Genomic DNA, 19663 nt, shown 5'->3' with positions numbered 1-19663 from the left:
GGCGGTTTGCCCGCCGTCAGGCTTCTTGCCTTTCGCCATGAGGGAGGAACGCATCGATGGGCATTCGCAGCCGCTTGCAAGGGAACCGCTACTTTTCCCGGCTGTTGTTCTTTTTGTCGACCCTTGTATCGGTGCTGATTCTGTCGATTTCCTACTTCCTCTACGTGCAGTTCGTCGGCATCGAAGAGCGCCGCACTTACGAGAACGCCGAAGAATCGCTATCGCAAATCAGCACCACCGCGGACGCGATGCTGGAAAACGCCAAAATGGCGATTTCGCAAGTGCTGCTCGACAAGGAAATCCCGAACATTTTTTACATGGAGCAGACGGACCCCGTCGAACTGAAGCGGATCACCGACCGGATTACGCTGCTCGGCTCGATGCCGTTTCTGCATTCGATTTATTTGTACAACGAGAAGCTGGACGTGTTCTACACGAACAACACCGGCCTCGTCAAAGGCTCGTTGTTTGCCGATCAGGGCATTACGCAGCTGCTGGATCATTTTGACCCGGCCAATAACCTGAAGCCGTTTACGCGCGTCATCCCGAATACGTCCAACAACGCGAACGTCGACTACAGCGTCTACACGTTCGTCTATTACGAGAACCTCGGGCCGGGACGCGGCTACGCGATCGTGCTCAACATTTCCGACGCCTGGATGAAAAAAGCGATCACGTCGATGGACAAGAAGCGCAACGGCAGCATCATCATTATGGACAACAACGGCCTGCTCGTCAGCAGCGTGTACCCCGACCAGATTCTGAGCGACTTGTCGCGGCAGGAATTCACCCAGCGCATCCTCCATTCGGGCAAGGATGCGGATCATTTCATCGGCGACGTCGACGGCGTGCATTCGCTCGTCACCTATGTGTCGTCCGACCTGCTCGGCTGGAAGTTCGTTCGGTATACGCCTTACGCCGATGCGATTCGCGAGGTCGACGGCATGAAGCGGCGCACGATTGTGGTTGCCGTCATTTTGCTTGTTGCGGGACTGACGCTGTCCTACGCCTCGTCGCGCATTCTCAACCGCCCGGTGGCCGACATGTCGCAGAAGCTGCTGCAGCAGAACCGGGCGATCCAGGAGAGCTCGTATACGATCAAGCAGGAATTTTTGCGCCAACTGCTCGCTTCCGGGCACGAGCTGCCGCCGGCCGGCACGCCCGGCAAGCTGGCCGCGTTCGGCATCGCGCTGCAGGCGGGCGCGCCGCTGCGGCTGCTTCTGCTGCGCATCGACCGGTTCAAGCCGTTTACGTCGCAGTACGGCTTCAAGGACCGCGGACTGCTGCGCTTCGCAATGATGAACATCGCCGCCGAGCTCGTATCGGCGCAAGCGCCTTGCGAAGCGGTCGACGCCGGCGACGACCATGTCGCCCTGCTCGTGCAAGGCGCGCCGGAGCTGGCGCTGGAGCCGGTCGCGCGCGACATTCAGCGCAATATCGCGCGGCATTTGAAATTCACTGTAACGGCGGTCGTGACGCCGTCGGACGAAGCCGGGCTGGCGGCGGCGCGCACGCTGTATGCGGAGGCGCTGGCGGCATCGCAATACCGGCTGTTTGCGGGCTGGGAAGCGATCATCGATCTGCGCGAGGCGCTGGAGCTGGACCAGCGCCAGCTGCAATATCCGATTCACCGCGAGGAACAACTGACGGATTCGCTGATGCTTGGCCACATGGACGATGTGCGCGAGACGTGCGCGGCGATTCTCGGATCGCTGGAAGGCCATTCGTACAAAAGCCTGCACCTGACCGTATTCCGCCTGTTTTTTGCGATCAACATGGTCGTCGACACGCTGGAGAAGGCGTCCGGCTACGATTTTGAAATCCGCTTCCACGATCTGTTCGCCCCGCTTGCCGAGCTGGAACGGCTGGACGATATTCGCGACCGCTTCATGGACCTGTTCGACCTGATCGAAGAGAAGCTCGGCGCGAAAAAAAACGCGAAATACGACGAACTGATGCGCATCATCAATCAAATGATCGCCGCCCAGTACATGAAGGAGGACCTCAGCCTCGACGGCATCGCCGAAGCGCTCAACATGTCCCCCGTCTATCTCGGGCGGCTGATCAAAAAATATACGTCGAAGACGCTATCCGACTATATCAACGAATACCGGATCGAACGGGCGCAGGAGCTGCTGCGCGGCAGCGACAAGCTGATTGCGGCGATCGCCGAAGAAACGGGCTTTGCCAGCAACAGCTATTTCGGCAAGGTGTTCAAGAAGTACGTAGGGATCACGCCGAACGAATATCGGCTGCGAAACAAGCATGCGGCGCCGTAGCCGCTCTTGCCGGCTGCGCGGCCGCCGCCGACGAAAGGAATGGCCGACATGAAGCCGCAACACCTGATTTATACGTACGTAAGCATGGCCTCTCATTACGATACGTCGTGGGGGCGCGGGACGCCGGACGAAGGCGTCGACCGGACCGCCCGTACGGCGCACAAGCACGGCATTCCCGTCACCTGGATCGTCAACAGCGGCTCGATCGCCGTGCTCGGAAACCGCATCCGCAAGTGGCATGACGAATACGGCGACGATGTCATCATGCGCTGCCCGAACTTCGCGCGGGACGCCGGCAAGGACAAGACGAAGATGCTGGCGCTGCTCGAAGCGGAATGGCGCACGCTGCAGGAAGCGTTTCCTTGGGCGACAACGAAGATCGCCGGGTCGGGCATCGCCGACGGCGACGCGATTGCCATTCTCGAGGAAGCCGGCTTCGAAGGCATGTGGGGCTATTGCTGGGAGCAGGTCTGGTGGGACGGCTTGACGAACCAGGGCATCCCGTGGGGGTTCTGGTACGTGGACGGGAAGCGATTCAAAGCGCCGCATCCCGGTCGCGGCAGTCTCGTCGCTTGCGAATGGACGGCTCGCGACTTGCATTCCAGTTACCACACCGCCAGCCCGGTCGTATATTCGACCGACCCGAACGACGTGCTGCGCGCCGGGTTATGTACGGGCGATAATATCGAGTATTGGAAGCGGCTGTTCGACGACTACTTGCGCAATACGGACGCCAACGACCAGGTATTTTTCCTGCAGCATCAGGAAGCGCACGAGATGGAAGTGAGCGAACGGTTTGCCGTTTACCCGTTCTCCCACGTGGAGGCGTGCGATGCGATGCAGGACTTGTTCTTTCGGTACATTCGCCAATTCCCGGTCACCGTCACGACGCTGCCGGCGGCGATTCGCGCCTACCGCGAGCGCAATGCGGAGACGGCTCCCGTCTATATGCTGACGAGCGATTCGGCGATTCGCCCGGAACTCAACGACTATACGATGACGCTTGGCGGCATCGGACTCGGTCCTTGGCCGGATACGCTGTTCTACTACGACAAGGAGTGCCAGCTGGCGTTCGTGCGCGGGGAGAACAAGCCGCGCATGATGCGCAATTATGTCGGGAAGTGGAGCATGCAGGAGGAGTTTAGCGAGCCGGTGCCGCCGGTGTTTGTCACGCATTACATGAAAGAGGCGGACCGGATCGAGATCGTCTATGAAATCGGCTATTGGCGGCCGATGCCGTTCGGGCTCGCTTACTGGGACGATCTGACCGGCTTCGCCGTCGAAGATGCCGGTCCCGAAACGATCGAAGCGAAAATCGTCGAAGATCAAGTCGCGCTGTTCCGCTTCAACCTGACGGGCGGCCCGCGGCGAATCCCGATCACGCTGCGCCGGACGAACAACGGAGGGGTGCGGGCATGACGATCTTATTTCCCTTTTCCGCAGGCTCCGTCGTCCTGTTCCAGGGCGACAGCATCACCGATGCCGGGCGCAGCCGCGAGCACGACGCCGATCCCGGGCGCGGCTACGTGCTGATGGCCAGCGCGCTGTATTCCGCGCGTTATCCGGAGAGCGGCGCAACGTTTCTGAACCGCGGTCTCGGCGGCAACACCGTCAAGTCGCTGCGCGACCGCTGGCAGGCAGATTGCCTCGACCTTGCGCCATCGGTAGTTTCGATATTGATCGGCATCAACGACAATGCGATGGCGAAGCTCGAGAACCAGTCGCCGACCGAAGCGGAATTCGAGGCCGTGTACCGCGAGTTGCTGAAGCAGACCACCGAGCGGCTCGGCGCCCGGCTCGTGCTGATCGAACCGTTCCTGCTGCCGAACCGCGAGCAATACGAGCTGTGGCGGCAGGACGTGAACCTGCGCATCGGCGTCGTCCGCCGGCTTGCCCGCGAGTTCCGCGCGGCTTATGTGCCGATGGACGGCCTGCTGGCTGCCGCCTGCGCGCGGGCGGACGCGTCCTTCTGGTCGAAGGACGGCATCCATTTGACGGCCGCCGGTCATGCGCTGCTGGCGGAAGCATGGCTGAAGGCAATCGGCGAGCTCCGCCCCCTCTTGTCCTGAACCCAAGCAAAGGCTGTCCGCCGAGGCGCAAGTGCGACCTCGGCGACAGCCTCTTCTTCGACCGGAGGGACGCATCCTTCCGTTATCTCCCCTTGACTTGTTTGATTTTTCTCCCCATCCTCGCATAACCGTACCCGAGCAAGCCGAACAGTACGGCGTAAATCGTCGCTACCGGTATAACGATGCTCCATAACCGGTCGCCGTATCGCGGGAGCAGGTTGGCCATGTTGAGCAGCAGGATGGCCAAATTGAGCAGCAGCATCGTGCCCATCATGCGGCGAATGGTCCGATAATGCTGGGCGAGCGACTCCCGGTCCGAGTAAAGAGCGAGCGTCTCTCCGGGCTCCCACGGCCGGCGGAAATAATGCCACATGCCCGCGTAAGTCGCAACGTACTCCCAACCGGCTTCCCGGTACAATTCCTTGTATTCCCGCAGCTTGTCGCCCTTCCCGAGCCCCTGCTGAAAATCCAGGCTGTACGTATAGCGATCATCGGCATTGCGCTCGAACGAGCTGCGAAGAAACCCCGCCCGGCGAAATTGCAGTCCTTGCCGCGACCACTCGTTGATCCATTTCACTTCCTTCTCGTAATCCCAGGTCCACCAGTGACGAAACTTCGTTTCCATCGGCGCTGCCATCCGCTATTCCTCCCTCGTCTTCATCGCTTGCCGTCCCGCCGCCAGCAGCCGCTCCAGCCGCTCCATCTCCGCCGCCGCTACCGCCCTGCCGTCTTCCGTGATTGCGTACATCTTCCGCCGCGCATCCGTTCCTTCGGGAACGGGATAATGATCGATCAGCCCTTTGCCCAGCAGCGTATTAAGCGCGGTGTACAGGGTGCCGGCGCCGATTTTCACCCGGCCCTCGCTCATCTTCTCGCTGTACTGCATAATGCCGTACCCGTGAAGCGGTTCGACGCAGAGTGCAATGAGAATGTAGTAGAACGCTTCCGTCAAGGGAAGCATTTCCTCCCATTTGGTCAATTTCCCCACCCCATTATTGCGAATGTCGATATATCGTATGTCGATATATTATCATCAGATATATCGGGTGTCAATATAGTTCAGTCGTTTCAACCGGCAAATAACCGGCGAAACCGGCTCCCGCTGCGCGCGGGGGTTGGTACTCCGATCGCTTCTTGTTTTCCGGATTCTTCGAACGATCAGGCCAAGGGTGAATCCGGAAAACAAAGGCGAACGCTGCCGCTTCTCCATACCAACCCCCGCTCTCCGCTCCCGCCCCCTCGCCTCTGCTTTAACTATCGTCAAGCGCGCCGCCGCCCCCCTTTCCGTGACGACAACTTTGCAAATAGGCCCTGTTTTCTTGCCTATTTCGCTAAAAACGGGGCGCCCCATCAAAATAACCAGTGAAATCACTGGCTATTTCGGCTAAAACACCTGATTCAGAGCCTGGCAGAGCAAATAAGCCATGTTTTCACTGGCTATTTCCGCCGAGGCGCCCCAAATCGGGCAAATAAGCCATTTTTTATGGGCTATTTTCGTTACCCGGCAGCCTACGAGCAGATTTGCTTCACGGTAGTAGCGCAGCGGCAATGAAATCAAAAAAACCGACTGCGCTGGCAGTCGGCATGGTAGTTCGGTCGTACGGCGGTCGGGGTCGCCTTGATAGATTGACGCGCCGCTAATGTTCCTGTTCTTCGCCCAGGCATTTGCTGCGGATGAGCCGCATGGCCAAATACAGCATTTCCAGTTCGTCCTGGCCGAGCTGCTCGAACATCCCGAACATTTCCGCATGATTTTCCGGCACGCAGACCAGCTCCAGCCCCTCTTCGGTCAAATGAATCGTATGGCTGCGGCGGTCCTCCGGATTTTCCACGCGAGTGACAAGTTTTCTCTTCTCCAGGGAATCGACCAGATACGTGATCGAAGCGGCTTTCAATTGCAGCCGGTTCGCCAATTGGATGGACGAACAGCCTTCCTCGTAATGCACGATATTCAGAATCGAATATTGATTCAGCGACAGCTCGCGGCTGCGCAAATGCTCCGCCAGCCGGCGTATCCGCTTGGCCGACATTTGCCGGACCAACTCCGTATAAGCGCCGACGACCATCTCCCGGTCGACACGAAATTCGTTGCCCATCCTCTTCACCCGCTCATTGCTTGATAGCAACCATCGTAAAGCATCTTTTCTCCCGTTGTAAAGCACTTTCGTACATAAACCGATAACAAGTCCCATATTCATACCTTAAGAGCGTGTTTTTCAATTGATTCATATCTTCTAATAAACAAAAGATGAAAACGTGTTGTTTTCAGCATAATCCGGTTTACAACTTAGATAGATTGAACTAATATGAAGCATATCGCCAAGCGGGAACGGAAATCAAGGAAACAAGGATCACGGGGAGAGGAAAGGCATGCGGCAAGCTGCGATGCCTTCTATTGCCGTCTGCCCATGCCATAACGGGAAGGTGAAGCCGGATGAAGGTTGGGATCATGGGAACGGGTTATGTCGGGCTGGTTTACGGAACCGTTCTGGCCGCGCTTGGCCACCGCGTCATTTGCACGGACGTCGATCATGGTAAAATCCAGACGCTGAAGCAAGGACTCGTGCCGATTCACGAGCCCGGTCTGGAGACGGCGGTTCGACAAGCCATGCAGACGGAGATGCTGTTATTTTCGACCGATCTGGAGCATATGATTCGGCAAAGCGAAGTAGTGTTGGTCACGGTGGGGACGCCGCCGCAGGATGACGGGCGGCCAAATGTCGACGCGGTGATGAACGCGGCGGCGATGGTCGGCACAAGCATGAACGGAGACAAAACGCTGGTGCTGAAATCGACGGTGCCGCTCGGCACGACCCGGCAGGTGGAAGCGGCGATTCGGGCGATTTTGCGCGAGCGTGGGGTTCCGTACGAGTGCCATGTCGCGATGAACCCCGAATTTCTCAAGGAAGGCGCCGCGCTGCACGACGCGATGCATCCGAACCGGATCGTCATCGGCGCTTCCGGCGAACCGGCAAGAGCTTCGTTGCTGCGGCTGTATCGGGATTTTGCCGATCGTTCGGTGCCGTTCCTGCAGACCAACCCGGAAACGGCCGAAATGATCAAGTATGCATCCAATGCCTTTCTGGCGCTCAAAATATCGTTTATCAACGAATTTTCCCTGCTGGCGGAGCAGGTGGGGGCGAATGTGGCCGAGCTCGCGCACGGGCTTGGATTGGACGAGCGCATCGGGCCGCATTTTCTGAAAGCGGGGGCGGGCTATGGCGGAAGCTGCTTCCCCAAGGACAACGCCGCCATCCTTGCCGCCGCCCGGGAGCACGGCCAGGAATTGCTGACCGTTCGGGCGTCCGTGGAAGCGAACGAACGGCATAAAAACCGGTTGGTTGCGCGTATTGTTTCCGCCTTCGGTCCGCACGGCGATATGGCCGGCCGGACGATCGGCATCCTCGGCTTGTCCTTCAAGCCGGGCACCGACGATGTGCGGGAAGCGCCCAGCCTGCACATCATTCGCCGCTTGCTGGCGCTCGGCGCCGACATCCAGGCTTATTGCCCGCACGGCATGCCGCAAGCGCGGCGGGCGCTCGGCGCGACGAACGATCGCCTCCGCTACGCGGCCGATGCGTACGAGTGCGCAGCCAATGCCGATGCGGTTGTGCTTGTCACAGAATGGCCGGCGTTTCTGGCCCTCGATCTGGGGCGGCTGCAGACCGCCATGGCGGGCAATCTGCTGTTCGATTTCCGCAATTTGTTCGCCGGCCGCCCGGATGTGCGGCAACTGTTCGACTATCGTCCGATCGGACTTTAAGAAAACACGCAGCAAGGAGGCGTATTCGTTATGGCAACGTATCTGGTTACGGGCGGCGCGGGGTTCATCGGCTCGCATCTGTGCGACAGCCTGCAGGCAAGCGGACATCGCGTGATCAATGTCGACAGCTTCGAAGGCACGTATGATTACCGGTTGAAAGTGCGCCATGTTCGGCCCGATTTTCCGCTGGACGAAGACAAGCCGGCGGTTCTGTCCGCGCTGCAGGAAACCGTCGCCGGCTCGCTGTACCGGCTGGAGATCGCCGATATTCGCGACGCGGCCGCATTGGAGCGCATTTTCCGCTCGGAGCCGATCGATGCGGTCATCCACTTGGCGGCGCTGCCCGGCGTACGGGCGTCGATGGAGCAGCCGCTGCTGTTCGAGGAAGTGAACGTCAGAGGAACGGTGACGCTGCTGGAAGCGATGCGGCAAGCCGGCGTTCGCAAGTGGCTCTGCGCTTCCTCGTCGTCCGTTTACGGCAACAACGCGAAGGTGCCTTTTGCCGAAACGGATGCCGTCGATACGCCGATTTCGCTCTATGCCGCCACCAAAAAAAGCTGCGAACTGCTCGGCTACACGTACCATCATCTGTACGGGATCGACGGGATGATGCTGCGCTTTTTTACGGTATACGGCGAACGGCAGCGGCCGGATCTGGCGATCCGAAAATTTGCCGGGATGATCGGGCGCGGGATGCCGCTTCCCTTCTTTGGCGACGGTTCGACGCAACGGGATTATACGTATATAGCAGATATTGTAAATGGCATTCACCAAGCGCTATACTATGTGGAACAGCATGAATCGGTATACGAGGTGCTCAATCTCGGCAACAGCCGCACCGTTTCCTTGCGGCGCATGGTCGAGACGCTCGAGCGGGCGCTGGGCAAACCGGCCCTGCTGGACAAGCTTCCGCCGCAGCCCGGCGACATGACGAAAACCTACGCCAATATTGACAAAGCGAAGCGGTTGATCGGGTACGAGCCCCGGACGGATTTCGAGGAAGGGATTCGCCAATTTGTGGCATGGTATACAAAGGAGGGTTAATATGATCGAGCTGTCGGTAGTCGTGCCCATGTATAATGAGAAGGACAATATTGCCCGGCTTCACATGGCTATTACCCATGCGCTGGCGCATCGCGTGGAGTCGTATGAAATCATTCTGGTGGATGACGGCAGTACGGACGGCAGCGCGGAGCAGCTCGATCAGTTGGCTCTGGCGGATCCGAACGTGCGCATCGTCCATTTTCTGCGCAATTGCGGGCAAAGCGCGGCGATCGCCTCCGGCCTGAAAGCGGCGGAAGGGCGTCTGATCGCGTTGATGGACGGCGATTTGCAGACGTACCCGGAAGACATTTTCGATTTGATGCCGTATATGGCGGATTACGACTTTGCCAACGGAACGCGGGTGCGCCGGCAGGACAACCTGGTGCGCAAAGTGTCGTCCAAGGTCGGAAACGGCATCCGCAACTGGATTACCGGGGATCGGATCAAAGATACCGGCTGCCCGATGAAGCTGTTCAAACGCGAGGTTGCCGGGAGCTTCACGCTGTACACCGGCTTCCACCGTTTCCTGCCGACGCTGGCGAGGATGAACGGCTTCCGCGTAATCGAGGTGCCGGTCCGGCACCGGGAACGGGTGGCAGGGACGTCCAAATACGGAGTGTTCAACCGTGCCTTCGTTGGGCTGATGGATGCGATCGTGATCGGCTGGATGCGCAGGCGGTCGTTTCACTATCAGGTCCGTGAGGAATAGGCGATGAGCATCGGCGCGCGCGAGTGGTGGTGGATCGGTTTCGGTCTGGTCGGGCAAATCATGTTTACCGGCCGTTTCGTGTTGCAATGGATCGCCAGCGAAAGAGCCAAAAAAAGCATCGTCACGCGTTCCTTCTGGACATTCAGCATACTGGGCAGCAGCATCTTGTCGATCTACGCGATTTACCGCCGTGACCCCGTGTTCATTCTGGGGCAGGTTCCCGGCATTTTGATCTATGCGCGGAATTTGATCATCATGAAGAACAGCGACAAAGCCGCGGCGGCCGGGTCGCAGCAGAACAACGTCAACGCACAGGGCTGATGCGTCTGTTCGCCGCGGCGTGTGCCAACGCCATCCATACGCCGGCCGGCATCGTCAACGTTTCATCGCGCGGCGATGCCGGGACCTGCCTGCGGCGGCGGCTTTCAGCCGAGCTGCTTCTTGCAACAGTTGGTCCACCATGTTGTCATCGCGCGGCAGTTGGCCTTTAATCAGATGAACCAGCCAATTCAGAAATTGCCCTTGCAAATCTTCCGGCATGTGCCGAATCGATTCCATCAATTTGCGCAACCGCTCCTGCAATAACGGCTGATCGGCCGATTGATCCAGCAGAAATACGGCGCCGATCGTATTGCCGCTTGGCTGTCCACGGGCGCTCCCCGTTATACAGCACAATGGGAACGATCGCAGGCAAAGCAAACGAATGCCCCGGCCCCTTCTCCTCCCGATTGCGAAGGTAGTACCGCCAAATCTCCACTTGATACAGCAGCAGCCGGTACGGCATCTCCATGTCCACCGTGGATTGAAACTCCATCAGCAAGTAGAAAATGATATCAAACTCAACCATCGATTCCATTATACACCACGAATGTCAAATCGCGGCGTTTTCGTGCGTATTTGTTCCGCGCCGTTCATCTGCCAAAAATGCAAAAAACACCGATGCGCGCAGAAAACGGCTGCGGGCATGGTGCTTCCGTGTCGATTGAAGATTATTTTTAGTTCAGCATAAATTGGGACAAACTTCCACCCTGATCTTGCCGCTGACCCTCGCAAACTTTATCTTTGTTAATGTAAAATAAACTTGACATTATGTATGATTTTAATTACATTATGTTCATCAGACTTTACTAAAATAAGGCTTCATTAGTTAGGAGATGAGCTTCCATGTCGTATCAGGAAACCAAACAGATCGTTTCGTTTATCGGCAGCATCGTCATTTTCGGCCTGTATTGCCTGTACGTATTCCAAAACTATCCGCAAAGCGCGATGGATTCGACCGATGCGTTCAGCTTCTGGGGAGCAGTCATCTTGATCCTGATCCCGGTGTCCGTCATCGCCAAAATCGTGATCCTCATCGGCTTCAGCATCGTTTACCGAATCGTCTCCAAGGAGAAGGAACCCGCCTTTTCCGATGAGCGCGACAAACTGATCGAACTGAAAGCAACCCGCAACTCCCATTATACGTTCGTACTCGGCTTTCTGCTGGCCATGGGATCGCTGGTGCTGGACAAGCCGACTGCGACGATGTTCGTCATTCTGCTGCTGTCCGGCATCGTTTCCGAAATGATCGGCGTCATGACACAACTCGTTTTGTACCGAAGAGGGTTCTGATATGGAGAAGCTGCCCATTGGCAACAATTTGCGCAAATTGCGATTCCATCATGACGAGATGACCCAGCAGCAATTGGCGGATAAGGCGGGGGTTACCCGGCAAACGATCGTCGCCATCGAAAAAGGAAACTATTCCCCTTCCCTGGAGCTGGCGTTTCGCATTGCGCTCGCCTTCGGAACGCCGCTGGAAGACGTATTCTTCCTGGAGGAAAAACAAACTTGAGTTTGTGGAGGTTTGAAGCGATGAAAGCAATCGTGTGCTCCCGTTACGGTTCCCCGGACGCACTTCGGGTAGCCGAAATGCCCCGGCCGATTCCAGGCGACAACGAAATCCGCATCCGCATCCGGGCTGCCGTCGTTACCCCGGCGGACTGCGCTTTTCGCAAGGCCGATCCGTTCTTTATCCGGTTGATGTACGGGCTTGTTCGGCCGCGATATGCCGTGCTGGGCGTGGAATTTGCCGGGGAAGTCGACGCCGTCGGGAAGGAGGTCGCCACCTTTGCCCCGGGCGATCCGGTGATCGGCATCAGCCCCCGCACCTTCGGCACTTACGCCGAGTACAAGTGCTTGCCGGAGGAGTCGCTTGTGGCCCCCAAGCCGGGCAACCTGACGTTCGAGGAAGCGGCCGGACTGTGCGACGGAGCGCTTACGGCGCTCGTTTTCCTTCGCGACAAGGCGAAGCTGCAGCGCGGGCAACACGTGCTGATCAACGGCGCTTCCGGGTCGGTGGGCGCATATGCGGTGCAGCTTGCCAAACATTTCGGAGCGGAAGTGACCGGCGTATGCAGCGCCGCCAATGCGGCGTTCGTGACTTCGCTCGGAGCCGACCGCGTGATCGACTACACCCGGGACGATTTTACGCGAAACGGCCGGACATACGACGTGATTTTCGACGCAGTCGGCAAAAGGACGTTCCCGCAATGCAAACATTCGCTTGCACCTGCGGGTATCTACCTGTCGACCGTCCCGACGCCCGGCATCATGCTGCATATGCTGCGAACGGCGAAAAGCCGCGGCCGTCGGGCGATTTTTGCGGCTACGGGGCTGAAGCAGCGCGTGGAAAATCTTCATTTCCTCCGGAAACTGGCCGAAGCCGGGATCATCAAGCCGGTTATCGACCGGCGCTACCCGCTGGAGCAAATCGCCGAAGCGCACCGCTATGTGGAATCCGGACGGAAGAAGGGAAATGTCGTCCTTGTTCCGTCCGGAGAATGAGCCGCACCCGCAGCCAATTTACGTATACCTCGTCCAGGATTTTACCGTTTGCGCAACGTCCGCTCCGTCCAGAATCATCCTGCGGATATCCTCGTTGATCAGCTGCCGGGAGTTGTTCCACTTCCGGTTGATAAAGAACCCGCTGACGCGAACGCGGTCCAGCTCCGCGATGTACCGGGACCATATCGGATGCCGGGCGATGCCCCGCTGTTCCGCTTGCGAGCGAATGGCCGGCGGCATCCAGGAGTGGCACTCCAGCAAATAATGACGCAAAAATGCCCACGCGATTCTTGGATGAGGCGACTGCCTCGTTATGCCGGCTCCCCCCATATAAACCATGTTGGCTTGCTCCCCGCCGGGCATGTTCGGCAACCCGACAACGCCGAGGCGCGCGTTCGGACGTTCCCGTTGCCAACATTCCGCAGCCCACATGAAACAAAACTTCATCGCACTCTCTTCATGCCAGGAAGAAGCCAAACAAGGTTCATCCGGCTGCCGTACGATACGATGTTCGCGAAACGCGTCAACGACCAGGCGCATCGCCTGAATGGCGGCCGCGCTGTCCACATATCCCCGCGACGTCGACCCGTCCGGCGCAATATAGCTCCCTCCGTTCCGCATCACGAAGGGCTCGAACCATTCGATATCCACCCCGAGCTCGAGGCCGAATTGGGAAGCGACACCGGCTTCATTTCGCACGGTAAGCTTGCGGCCCAGCTCCACCATCTCTTCCCACGTCCACTCCTCGGTCGGATAAGCCAATCCGGCGCGGTCGAACTTGTCTTTGTCGTACACGATCAACGGCGAACTGATTTCAATCGGCAGTCCCGGCAGCGTTCCGCCGTGCTTCGCTACCCGCATCAGCCCCGGGAACAAATCCGCTTCCAGCCCGGCAACATCGGCAACGTATGGACGCAAATCGAGAAAAATGCCGTCCGGATCGCCGACCGGAAACCCGCCCGTTTCGATCAGATCCGGCGGCTCGTCGGACCGAAGGGCTTGCATGATCTCGAACGAATCCTTCGTCTGTTCAATATGGATGCGAACGCCCGGATTGGCTTGCTCGAAGGAGGCTTTGGCCGCCATCACCTGCCGCATATGGTAAGAGATTTCCGTCATCATACGAATGTCGGTCATTCCGATCTTCCTCCTGTCGAATGGGAAACAGCTTTCTCCAAATAGCCGATTGCGGCGGCTTCGAATTCCTTCGCCTTGCCGAGGGATACGGCGCAGGCTTCCCGCGTTTCGGCGGAAAGCATGTCGGACGTCCGGACAAACGGAACCATGCCGCATATCGAACGGAACTCCTCGGCAGCCTGCTCATAGGCTGCAGCAGCCAACAAGCACCATCTCATCGCTTCGGCACGCAGGGGAACACTTTGCAAATAGCGTGCGGCAAAACGTTTGGTTTCCGCATAATAAGCCGCCAGATGGCCCATCCCGTAGCGGTTCGGCAGATGGTAAGGATCCCGCAGAAAACCGATCCACCGGTCGTACGCCGCCAATCCCGACGTATACTGCAAATAAACCGTCGTAGGCCGGTACTCGCATCCGTTCCGCGCATAAGCAACGGCAAACCGGATCGTCATTTCCGCGAACTCCCGGGTTGCGGCTTCCTCCCGACGCCCGGCTGCGGCATCCGGCAGCACTTTCCCGTCGATGCCCGCCAGGAACCGTACCGGATTGTGGACGACGTCGTCGTAAGACAACCATTTTCCTACGGGGAGCATCGGGTCCGTTACCCGGACGGCTCGCCGGTCGTCGTCGTAGCCGTACAGCACCGCCCATTCATGCACATACGGCCGGGAAGCCGACGTATCGAAATAGAGCAGCGGATGCCCGAGCTGGATATACTTGCGGATGAAGGGGAGCACCGACTCCTCGATGGGCAGCACGACCGGAAACCGCTCGACGGCGCCCAGCACCGGCACCGGCGAATTCGCCAACTGACCGCTGAGCACGGTGATGCGATAACCGAGTTTTTCGAAACAATCGTGCAGCTGCCGCTTCCAATCAAAGACGTACATACTGTCCGCAAACGTCGTCCGGTTCGACACTTTCATGCGAAAAGCGGCGGCAGAAATCCCCATCAACTTCACCGGATCCTGCCGATCATCCAGCGCGGCGAGCATCGTGCCGATGCTTTCGACCCACGACGTCATGGGCAGCAGCGACACCGTCCGGTCCGGCAGCTGCAGCAGGCTGCGTTTGTTCATAGCGCCCTCTCCTTGCGAATCGGTTGGCGGGCCGGGGAAGACTCGGGCATGCTGCTTGCCGAGCTTCTGCCGGGTGCGGTAGATGTACGTATACACCGAACCGGTCGACAGTTCATACAGCGATGCGATTTCTTCGGGGCGGAGCTGCCGGAAGAAAAACGCCTGAAAAATGTCCCTCTCCCTCGCCGTCAAACCAAGCAGCAGCGCGTGGATCGTTTCGTATAATTCCTTGCGCAGCAGGCTTTCGGCCGGATCCTGTTCCTCCGCCGCCGCATGCGAGGACCGCCGCGCCAGATGATGCAGCACGCTGTCGAGGTCATCCCAATCGACGCCGGCGTTGCCATGGCCCGGATAGCCCTGCTGCATGGCCGCAAACGGATGCTCCCGGCGATAAGGACCGCCGCGCCGCAGGCGCATGTTCGCCTGATTTTTTGCGATGCGGAACAACCACGGGCGAAACCGGCCCGGATCGGCGAGCGAACCGAGATGCAGGAATGCCTTCACGAATGCATCCTGCACAATATCGTCCGCCATATATCCGTCGCCGGTCATCCGCTCCGCATAACCGCGGAGCCCGTTCCGGTGCTGCTCGAACAATTCGCCGAACGCCTCCGTATCCCCCTGGCGCGCCCGCTCCACCAACGCTTGTTCCGCAACAGCGGGATCCGTTTCCTTTCCGTACGACGCTGCCCCGTGCCTCGATTCCATACCGCCCCTCCTCCCCGGCTTCTCCCGCCTCATCAAGAAAGATGCCTTTCGTTTCCCCGATTTGAACACGATTGGATCTCATTTCTCTTTTTTTTGGCAAATTCCTTTCCTTCGGGAAAGTTACCTGTCGTTTGTCGGACGGATTGTGTTCTCTGCCGCGATGAAGAAAGCCCGCCTCCTTTCCGAACCGGAAGGGAGTCGGGCTTGTTTATGCTCGGCAGAAATATGGGCCGCCGCTACGCGCTGCCATACAGCTCATAGATCTGTTCCGGCTTCTGCGGCTTGGCGTAGAAGTAGCCCTGGGCGATATCGCAGCCCCAGCCTTTCAGCTTATGGGCCTGGAGGTGCGTCTCCATGCCTTCGGCCACCACTTTCATATTCAGGTTGTGCGCGATGCTGATGATCGTCCGCACCAGATTTTCGTCCCGTTCATGCTCCAACATCTGAACGATGAAGGAGCGGTCGATCTTCAGCTTGTCCACGCGCAGCCGGCTGAGATGGCTTAACGAGCTGTATCCCGTGCCAAAATCGTCGATGCTGATCTGCACGCCAAGCGGCCGCAGCTCGTGCAGCACCTGCTCGAGCTTGGGCGTGTCGGACGCGCAGCTTTCCGTAATTTCCAGCTCGAGCAATTCGGCCGGCATGCCGGTTTCCTGCAGCGCGGCAAACACCGACTGGACGAAATCGTTCTCCTGAAACTGCCGCATCGCGATATTGACGGAGATGGTCATGGGCGGCATGCCCATCCCCAGCCACCGCATGTTCTGCCGGCAAGCCTCGAACAGAATCCACCGGCCGATCGGGACGATCAGACCGGTCATTTCGGCGACGGGAATGAACGAGCCGGGAGAAAGCATGCCTTTATCCGGATGCTGCAGCCGAATCAATGCCTCCGTACCGAGCAGCTTCCCCGTTTCCATATGGAACTGCGGCTGATAATGCAGCACAAGCCATCCCTGCCGCAGCGCCTGGTGAATGTCGCTGATGATCGTCAACACATTCATTGAATGCTGCTCCATGTGATGGGAGTACATGATGGCGCAGTTGCGGCTCAGCTTGGCTTGGTGCAAGGCGATGTCCGCCGATTTCAGCAGCTTGTACGACGTCGCGCCGTGCTCCGGCAGCATGGCGATGCCGATGCTGCAGGTCGAATGGAACGGAATCCCCATCAGCTCGAACGGCAAACGAAACTTCTCGAGGATACGCTCGCTGTGGCGGAACGCTTCCTCCTCGCTCCGGATGTCGAGCAGCAGCAGGGCGAACTCGTCCCCGCCCATTCGAATGCAATGCCGGTGCTCTGTCATGTCGTCCAGCAGCCGATTGGAAATTTCCTGCAGCAGCAAATCGCCGAACTGATGGCCGAAGGAATCGTTGACATGCTTGAACATGTCGAAATCGATAAAAAACAGGCAAGCTTGCCGATCGTTCTCCTCCGCATGCTGCAGCAACGAAAACGCGTGCCTTTCGAACCATCTGCGATTGGGCAAGCCGGTCAAGCTGTCATGGTAGGCCAGGTGCTCCATTTCCCGCTGCTGCCGCTTGCGGCCTTGGATGTCGCGAATGATGGTCAGCACAGCGGGAGCACGCTCGTACGTGATGGCGATGCCGGTCACTTCCACTTCCAGCGTCTGGCCCTGCATCGTATTGACTTCAATCTCGACCGGTTCGGTTTGTTTGCCGACGGTGAACATGTACCGGGCCCGCTCCTGGATAAGCGCGTGATACGCGGGAGGGATGAACCGAAGAATCGGCTGGCCGAGCAACTGCTCTCTCGGCGCGCCCATGATACGGACCCCTGTATCGTTGATAAACACGATTTTATAGTCCTGATAAATGACGATCGTGTCGAAAGACATCTCCACCAGCCGCCGATAACAATTCGCATCCTCGATCAGACGTTCGTCCAACTCCATAACCTACGGTTCCGCCCCCTGCCGCTCCAACACATCCCGGCTTGTCTTTGCTTTCGCTATACGATGAAATTCGCTGCCGGTTTCCATTACCCTGCAAAAAACGTGCCGCTTCTGCCAAAAAACACATTTTTTCCGCTCGTTTGCCGATATAATGAAAGAAAGGACGAAGGAGGACAGAAGATGGAAGGGCTCTTCGAGCGGCTGGGAAGAGAAAAATTGTTATTTCGCGTCGTGGACGAATTTTATACGCTGCTTCTGCAGGATGAGCGCGTCAACGGTTTTTTTGCCGGCATCGATATGGTCAGGCTGCGGCAGCATCAGCTCAGCTTCCTCTCTTCGATTCTGGGCGGGCCCGAGCAGTATACCGGACGCTCCATGCGCAACGCCCATAGCGCTTTGCACTTGACCGAAGCCCATTTCGACGCGGTGGCGGAGCATTTGCAAACCGCCCTCCGGCGCTGCAACGTCAGCCCGGCGGACATCGAGGCCGTGATGGAGAAGATCGCATCCTACAAGGAGCAGATCATCTCCTCTTAAGCAAAAAAAGACCGGCGGCCTCTCCCGCGGAAAGGCTTGCCGGCCGAACCCTCTGCCGCGCGCAAGCTTAACCCTGGCTTGCCCCCTCGTACGCTTCCTTCAACCCGTTGATATCCAGTTTGTTCATGCGGAACATCGCCTGCATCGCCCGCCCGGCCTTCTCCGCATCCTTGCTGCCCATCAGCTCGCCCAGCACATCCGGAACGATTTGCCACGATACGCCGAACTTGTCCTTCAGCCAGCCGCATCTGCCTTCTTTTCCGCCGTCAGCCGTCAGCTTCTCCCACAGGTTGTCGATTTCCTCCTGCGTTTCACAACTTACGAAGAACGAAATCGCCTCGGTGAACTGAAAAGCCGGGCCCCCGTTCAAGGCCATGAACCGTTGTCCTTCCAGCTCGAACGTGGCGGACATCAGCGTTCCCGCCGGGAAAGGCGCCCCTTCGCCGAATCGGTTGACGCTCACGATCTTCGAGTGGTTGAAAATCGAAACATACAGCTCGACGGCTTCTTCCGCCTGATGGTCGAACCACAGGGACGGGGAAATCTTTTGGACGCTTTGCATGAACATTCATCTCCTTCCCATTGGTTACCCGATGCTGGCCGCAAACTTGTCGAGCGACTGGCGCATGCCCAGTTCAGCCAAGGTGGACATGTGTCCTTCAGACCAGCCGTGCTCCACGATCGTCAATTCGGTCCGGCCGCCATCCAGCGCTTTGAACGTGATCTCAAGCCTGACTTCGAATGGAAAATCCGCCGGCATGCCGACTTGGGCAGGGTCGATCGGGTTTCCGTCCGGGTCCGACAGGTGCTGCGTAAATTCCAACCGCTCCATGGGAATGATGGTCGAGTAGATGCCGGTGGAGTAAAAATCTTGTCCTCCTTGCTCCTGCGGCGCGCGCATGCAGAACAAATAACGGCCGCCCTCGCGCAAATCGATTTCGCAGGACGGCGACGTATAGTCGGCCGGCCCCCACCATAGCCGGACGAGCTTCGGATCGGTCCAGCCTCTCCACACCATCTCGATCGGAATGTCCAACACGCGAACGATCGTCAAGTCTTTTTTATTTGCGTTTTGCATCAGTCAGTGTCCTCCTGTCGGGCCTGTGCCTCGGCTGTTTTCACCATTTCCGCCTTCAAGACGGCTTCCAATGTATCCAGTCGTTTGCTCCACCGCTGTCTCATGTTGCGGGACCACGCTTCCAACTGCTCCATCGCCTCCGTATTGATGCGGTAGATCCGCTGCTGCGCCCGCTTCTCCACATGGACCAGATTCGCTTCGCGCAAAATCTTCAGATGCTGGGAGATGGCCTGCGGACTGACCGGGAACCGGTGGTGAATTTCCGTTGCCGGAAACTCCTCGCGGTCGGCGAGCATTTCCATTATGCGGCGGCGCGTCGGATCGGCCAGTGCGGAAAAAATGTCGTTCGGCATAGGGCTTCGTCGCTTCACTCCTTTCAGCGTGCAATCGAATCGTCGACCATGAAACTATAATAAATCAAATCCTTTATCAAATAAATACTTAATTAAGAACGATATCGACTCCTTGCTCCAGTTGCCCGCCAGACTGTTTATGCACTATCATAATAGGACGTGTTGAAA

At 58.1% G+C, this 19663-nt stretch carries 21 protein-coding genes; 11 read left to right on the top strand and 10 right to left on the bottom strand.

The genetic code is table 11. From position 1 onward, the window contains the following. The first annotated feature begins 56 nt into the window (after positions 1-56). From EXY20_RS22610 to EXY20_RS22600, 3 genes are read left to right on the top strand one after another with little or no spacing between them, the layout of a single operon-like run. Positions 57-2279, top strand: a complete 2223-nt coding sequence (locus EXY20_RS22610) for an AraC family transcriptional regulator (protein ID WP_135554387.1) — start codon at positions 57-59, stop codon at positions 2277-2279. A 48-nt stretch (positions 2280-2327) separates the two neighbouring features. Further along, positions 2328-3698 carry a hypothetical protein gene (locus EXY20_RS22605; RefSeq protein WP_135554386.1) on the top strand — a complete coding sequence of 457 codons (1371 nt, stop codon included), beginning with the start codon at positions 2328-2330 and terminating at the stop codon, positions 3696-3698. Continuing rightward, the gene (locus EXY20_RS22600) at positions 3695-4348 is read left to right on the top strand and encodes an SGNH/GDSL hydrolase family protein (RefSeq protein WP_135554385.1); all 654 of its coding nucleotides are present in this window, start codon (positions 3695-3697) and stop codon (positions 4346-4348) included. Before EXY20_RS22605 ends, EXY20_RS22600 begins: the two co-directional genes overlap by 4 nt. An 82-nt stretch (positions 4349-4430) precedes the next feature. Here the strand turns inward: EXY20_RS22600 and EXY20_RS22595 are convergent, their stop codons facing one another. The 3 genes from EXY20_RS22595 to EXY20_RS22585 all read right to left on the bottom strand — a co-directional run bounded on the left by EXY20_RS22595 (position 4431) and on the right by EXY20_RS22585 (position 6444). Then, complete coding sequence (locus tag EXY20_RS22595) at positions 4431-4985, bottom strand: DUF2812 domain-containing protein (protein ID WP_135554384.1); 555 nt, start codon at positions 4983-4985, stop codon at positions 4431-4433. Between the two features lie 3 nt (positions 4986-4988). Beyond that, entirely contained in the window at positions 4989-5336 is a 348-nt protein-coding gene (locus EXY20_RS22590) for a PadR family transcriptional regulator (RefSeq protein ID WP_407944933.1), read from the bottom strand. Between the two features lie 649 nt (positions 5337-5985). Next, positions 5986-6444, bottom strand: a complete 459-nt coding sequence (locus EXY20_RS22585; protein ID WP_167859440.1) for a MarR family winged helix-turn-helix transcriptional regulator — start codon at positions 6442-6444, stop codon at positions 5986-5988. A gap of 338 nt (positions 6445-6782) precedes the next feature. On the opposite strand from EXY20_RS22585, the gene EXY20_RS22580 reads away from it, so the two are divergent. From EXY20_RS22580 to EXY20_RS22565, 4 genes are read left to right on the top strand one after another with little or no spacing between them, the layout of a single operon-like run. Further along, positions 6783-8111, top strand: coding sequence for a UDP-glucose dehydrogenase family protein (locus EXY20_RS22580; RefSeq protein WP_135554382.1), 1329 nt, complete (start codon positions 6783-6785; stop codon positions 8109-8111). 30 nt (positions 8112-8141) lie between these two features. Then, complete coding sequence (locus EXY20_RS22575; protein ID WP_135554381.1) at positions 8142-9155, top strand: GDP-mannose 4,6-dehydratase; 1014 nt, start codon at positions 8142-8144, stop codon at positions 9153-9155. Between the two features lies 1 nt (position 9156). Further along, positions 9157-9864 carry a glycosyltransferase family 2 protein gene (locus EXY20_RS22570; RefSeq protein ID WP_135554380.1) on the top strand — a complete coding sequence of 236 codons (708 nt, stop codon included), beginning with the start codon at positions 9157-9159 and terminating at the stop codon, positions 9862-9864. A gap of 3 nt (positions 9865-9867) precedes the next feature. Beyond that, the gene (locus EXY20_RS22565; protein ID WP_135554379.1) at positions 9868-10185 is read left to right on the top strand and encodes a lipid-A-disaccharide synthase N-terminal domain-containing protein; all 318 of its coding nucleotides are present in this window, start codon (positions 9868-9870) and stop codon (positions 10183-10185) included. A 166-nt stretch (positions 10186-10351) separates the two neighbouring features. Here EXY20_RS22565 and EXY20_RS22560 read toward each other — a convergent pair whose 3' ends face one another. Then, on the bottom strand, positions 10352-10720 hold the full coding sequence (locus EXY20_RS22560) for an Rpn family recombination-promoting nuclease/putative transposase (protein WP_135554378.1): 369 nt from the start codon (positions 10718-10720) through the stop codon (positions 10352-10354). A gap of 308 nt (positions 10721-11028) precedes the next feature. Here EXY20_RS22560 and EXY20_RS22555 point away from each other — a divergent pair, with 308 nt between their 5' ends. The 3 genes from EXY20_RS22555 to EXY20_RS22545 are packed head-to-tail and all read left to right on the top strand — an operon-like array spanning position 11029 to position 12690. Then, positions 11029-11475 carry a hypothetical protein gene (locus tag EXY20_RS22555; protein ID WP_135554377.1) on the top strand — a complete coding sequence of 149 codons (447 nt, stop codon included), beginning with the start codon at positions 11029-11031 and terminating at the stop codon, positions 11473-11475. Position 11476: 1 nt separating this feature from the next. Beyond that, the gene (locus EXY20_RS22550; protein WP_135554376.1) at positions 11477-11698 is read left to right on the top strand and encodes a helix-turn-helix transcriptional regulator; all 222 of its coding nucleotides are present in this window, start codon (positions 11477-11479) and stop codon (positions 11696-11698) included. A gap of 20 nt (positions 11699-11718) precedes the next feature. Continuing rightward, on the top strand, positions 11719-12690 hold the full coding sequence (locus tag EXY20_RS22545; protein ID WP_135554375.1) for an NAD(P)-dependent alcohol dehydrogenase: 972 nt from the start codon (positions 11719-11721) through the stop codon (positions 12688-12690). Between the two features lie 18 nt (positions 12691-12708). Here the strand turns inward: EXY20_RS22545 and EXY20_RS22540 are convergent, their stop codons facing one another. The 3 genes from EXY20_RS22540 to EXY20_RS22530 form a co-directional block, all read right to left on the bottom strand. Further along, complete coding sequence (locus EXY20_RS22540) at positions 12709-13827, bottom strand: ABC transporter substrate-binding protein (RefSeq protein ID WP_167859439.1); 1119 nt, start codon at positions 13825-13827, stop codon at positions 12709-12711. Beyond that, positions 13824-15614 carry an RNA polymerase sigma factor gene (locus tag EXY20_RS22535; protein ID WP_167859438.1) on the bottom strand — a complete coding sequence of 597 codons (1791 nt, stop codon included), beginning with the start codon at positions 15612-15614 and terminating at the stop codon, positions 13824-13826. Before EXY20_RS22535 ends, EXY20_RS22540 begins: the two co-directional genes overlap by 4 nt. Positions 15615-15850: 236 nt before the next feature. After that, positions 15851-17527, bottom strand: a complete 1677-nt coding sequence (locus EXY20_RS22530) for a putative bifunctional diguanylate cyclase/phosphodiesterase (protein ID WP_135554372.1) — start codon at positions 17525-17527, stop codon at positions 15851-15853. A 180-nt stretch (positions 17528-17707) separates the two neighbouring features. Here EXY20_RS22530 and EXY20_RS22525 point away from each other — a divergent pair, with 180 nt between their 5' ends. Then, positions 17708-18064, top strand: a complete 357-nt coding sequence (locus tag EXY20_RS22525) for a group I truncated hemoglobin (RefSeq protein ID WP_167859437.1) — start codon at positions 17708-17710, stop codon at positions 18062-18064. A 67-nt stretch (positions 18065-18131) separates the two neighbouring features. On the opposite strand, the gene EXY20_RS22520 is transcribed toward EXY20_RS22525, so the two are convergent. From EXY20_RS22520 to EXY20_RS22510, 3 genes are read right to left on the bottom strand one after another with little or no spacing between them, the layout of a single operon-like run. Then, positions 18132-18626, bottom strand: a complete 495-nt coding sequence (locus EXY20_RS22520; RefSeq protein ID WP_135554370.1) for a VOC family protein — start codon at positions 18624-18626, stop codon at positions 18132-18134. Positions 18627-18650: 24 nt separating this feature from the next. After that, the gene (locus EXY20_RS22515; protein ID WP_135554369.1) at positions 18651-19142 is read right to left on the bottom strand and encodes an SRPBCC family protein; all 492 of its coding nucleotides are present in this window, start codon (positions 19140-19142) and stop codon (positions 18651-18653) included. Beyond that, positions 19142-19495: an ArsR/SmtB family transcription factor gene (locus EXY20_RS22510; protein ID WP_135554368.1), complete on the bottom strand. Its 354-nt coding sequence runs from the start codon at positions 19493-19495 to the stop codon at positions 19142-19144. Before EXY20_RS22510 ends, EXY20_RS22515 begins: the two co-directional genes overlap by 1 nt. Positions 19496-19663: the final 168 nt, after the last annotated feature.

The organism is Paenibacillus cymbidii (assembly GCF_004764705.1).
In the GTDB taxonomy this organism is placed as follows: domain Bacteria; phylum Bacillota; class Bacilli; order Paenibacillales; family NBRC-103111; genus Paenibacillus_AN; species Paenibacillus_AN cymbidii.
This window is presented reverse-complemented; position numbering and strand designations above follow the sequence as displayed.